This window comes from Blastocatellia bacterium, from assembly GCA_035573895.1.
Taxonomy (GTDB): domain Bacteria; phylum Acidobacteriota; class Blastocatellia; order HR10; family HR10; genus DATLZR01.
Window position 1 is genome coordinate 1 of sequence record DATLZR010000117.1, and the last position, 3,444, is coordinate 3,444.

Below are 3,444 nucleotides of genomic sequence, written 5' to 3' on the forward strand. Positions count from 1 at the left end.
TGCGGTCATCACAACGAAGTTCCGGCACACGGCAGGCGCAGGACGCGATGGAACCGGTCTCGGTCGAGTGGTGCTGTCTGACTCGGATCACCCTCTTCTCGCTCCTCAAACGGACCGCTCGCCTCGACTCCTCACCTTCGCGGAGAATTCCTGCCGTTTTCTCCTTTACAGACGGAAGAATTGCTCTATAATGTAGCCGTCGCCCATCAGTTGTCACAATCCGTCAGGAGGCTGAACCATGAGAAGAGATCTTTTAGGATTTGTCCTGGCCATTATTGTGATCTCTCCCGTCGGGGGCTGGTCACAGTCCTATGTTTCCTCGGCGGAGTTGAAAGGGACGGTGACAGACCCGAACGGAGCGGTCATTCCCGGTGCCGTGGTGACGGTCTCCAATCCGGACCGAGCCATCACCCGAACGGTCACGACTGATGAGCGGGGCGAGTATCGGGTGCTGCTCCTTCCCCCGGGCATCTATCAGGTGAAGGTCGAGAAGAGCGGATTTGTGGCTCACGTCCGGCAAGGAGTACAGCTCACCGTGGGTCAAATTCTCAATCTCGATGTCCAGCTCTCGGTCGGGGGAGCGACCGAAGTCGTCGAAGTGACGGGTGAACAGCCGCTCGTCGAGACCGAGCGGACCCAACAATCCGACACGATCGAGGAACGTTTCATCCGGGCTTTGCCGATTGATCGTCGCGATTATCTCACCTTCACGTTGCTCGCTCCGGGCGTCGTTGATTCCAATGCGTTTGCCGATAACACCGACTTTCGCGTAGCCCAGACCGCCCAGAGCGGCCTCTCCTTCTACGGCAGCAATGGTCGCGGGAACAACATCACCGTAGATGGGACCGAAGCCAATACCGCGTCGGGCGGCGTCCGACCCACGCTCAGTCAGGAAGCCGTTCAGGAGTTTCAAATCAACCGGAGCAATTATACGGCGGAGAACGGAGGAGCCAGCGGCGGTGTCATCAACATCGTGTCCAAGACCGGTGGAAATGAATTTCGCGGATCGCTTTTCGGCTTCTTCCGGCATGATGCGCTGGACGCCACCGATCCGTTTGCCGTCGTGCTCGAAGGTGACCGATTGCGTCGCATCAAGCCGCCCTCCAACCGCCAGCAGTATGGCGGGACGCTCAGTTTTCCGTTTCGCAAAGATCGGACGTTTTTCTTCGGTTCCTTCGAGAAGCTCAACAAGGATGAGAAAGCCTCGGTGCCGGTGTTGACCGACCGCTCCATCTTCCAGCCGACAGCGGCGCAGACGGCGATTCTCAATGCTCTGGCCGCCAACACGAGCACGACGCCGATCCCCTGCATTCCGGCCAATCCCGCAGCAGCCAATCTTCCTCCGGCGGCCTGTGCTCAGGCGTTGCGGGCAGCCCTGGCCACGCCGCCCGCCACGGTGGCCTTGTTCGAGCGCAATAGCGGCATCTTCCCCTTTACATCCAATGTCCTGCTTTTCTCCGTGCGGCTCGACCATCAGGTGAGCGCCAGTGATCAGCTCTTCTTCCGCTATAACTACGCCAACAACGATGAGGTCAATACCAACCTGCGGGCGCTCGTCGGCTTCTCCCGGGGGAATCAAATCAACAGTTGGGACAGCACGGCTGTGCTCGGATGGAATCACCTGTTCAGTCCGCAGACCATCAACGAGCTGCGCCTCCAGTGGAACTACTTCAACTACGATGTCATCCCCAACGATCCCATTGGGCCGGAATTGAACATCGCCGGCTTTGGCTTTTTCAACCGGGACATTTTCCTGCCGAGCTTCACCATCGAGCGCCGCGGTCATCTGGCCGAGCATCTGACGCACACGCGCGGCACCCATCGCTTCAAGTTCGGCGGCGAGGTGATCCTTCGTGGCAACAACACCGAATCGCACACGTTCTTCCCCGGACGCTTCACCTTCGGCCAGTTACCGGGAAGCGTGCTCAGCCCGCAGTTGGCCACCACGACGCTCACGGCCCTGCAGGCGTTCAATCTCGGCCTGCCGCAGTTCTACCAGCAAGGGTTCGGCGATCCGACCGTTGGAGCGACGCTTCCCTACTACGGCGTCTATGGTCAGGACAGTTGGAACATCCGGCCCAATTTCACCCTCACCTACGGATTGCGCTACGAACTGGACGACCGTCGCGATCCCATGCCCACCGACACGAACAATTTCGCTCCCCGGATCGGCTTCGCGTGGGATCCCTGGGATGATCACAAGACGGTCATTCGCGGAGGATACGGGATTTATTATTCGCCGATCTACTTCCAGATTGACTACGTCGTCAATGCCCTCAACGTCATCAACGGCTTTCGCCAGATCGCCCAGGTCTTCGTTCCGCTCACCGGCGCTCCTGTGACGAATCCGCAAACGGGACGGCCATTGACCTCGGCCGACATTTACCGCACGCTTCTGGCTCAGCGGGTGATCGGAACGCGCACGATTACTCCCGAAGACCTCCGGCAGTTCGGCGTCACCATTACGCAGACGGGCCCGATTCCACCTCTGACGGTGCTCTTCAAGAACTCATCCGATTACGTCAACGCCTATTCGCAGCAGGCGAGCCTGGGGATTGATCGGCAGCTCGGCGGAGACTGGGCCGTCTCGGTGAGCTATATCTTCTCCCGCACGCTGAAGATCACGCGGTCGCGGGACGACAATCTGTTGCCCGCGCCGATTGATCCCGCTCTGGGCATCCGCCGATGGTCAACGCCCTTCTTCAAGAACCCGCTCTTGCTTCAGGACAACATCTACGAGTCAACGGCCCGGGCGTTTTATCATGGGTTCATCCTGGAGGTGAATAAACGATTCAGCCATAACATTGCTCTGGCAGCGAGCTACACGCTGTCGAAAGCCATTGACGAAGTGACCGATTTCAACAGCGACTTCCAGCCCAACGATCAAACCAACCTGCGGGCCGAGCGGGCGCTGTCGGCATTCGATCAACGGCACAAGCTCGTCATCTACGGGATTCTTCACAGTCCCTTCCGGGGTGGAGCCGGTCGTCATCCCCTGGCGCGATTTTTGGCCGATTTCGTCCTCACGCCCATCTTTCGCGCCAATAGCGCTCGTCCGTTCAATCTCCTGGTGGGATCGGACATCAACGGCGATCGTCACTCCACCACCGATCGCCCGCCGTTTGCCGGACGCAATACCGGCATCGGTCCCAATTTCTGGACGTTCGATCTGCGCGTGGCGCGACAGATCGGGCTGGGTTCGGAGACGCGGCGGCTGGAGTTGACGTTTGAAGCATTCAATCTCTTCAATCGGCTCAATTTCGCCAGCATCAACAATACCGTGGGCCTGATCCCGCCACCCTTCAATCTCACCGGACGGCGAGATCGGCGACCGAGCGAACCGCTGGGATTCACCTCGGCATTTGATCCCCGGCGCATTCAACTCGGATTTCGACTCACCTTCTGACGGTAGACACGGAAGTGGGTGAGAGGCGGTGGGGGAGG

1 protein-coding gene is annotated in these 3,444 nt (G+C 59.2%); it reads left to right on the top strand.

The features are described from left to right. Nucleotides 1-238 precede the first annotated feature (238 nt). Nucleotides 239-3,406 carry a TonB-dependent receptor gene (locus VNM72_10855; protein HXF05899.1) on the top strand — a complete coding sequence of 1,056 codons (3,168 nt, stop codon included), beginning with the start codon at nt 239-241 and terminating at the stop codon, nt 3,404-3,406. The last annotated feature ends 38 nt before the right edge of the window (nt 3,407-3,444 follow it).

Coding starts and splice junctions, on each gene's coding strand:
- VNM72_10855 (HXF05899.1), top strand. CDS start 239: ATGAGAAGAGATCTTTTAGGATTTGTCCTGGCCATTATTGTGATCTCT.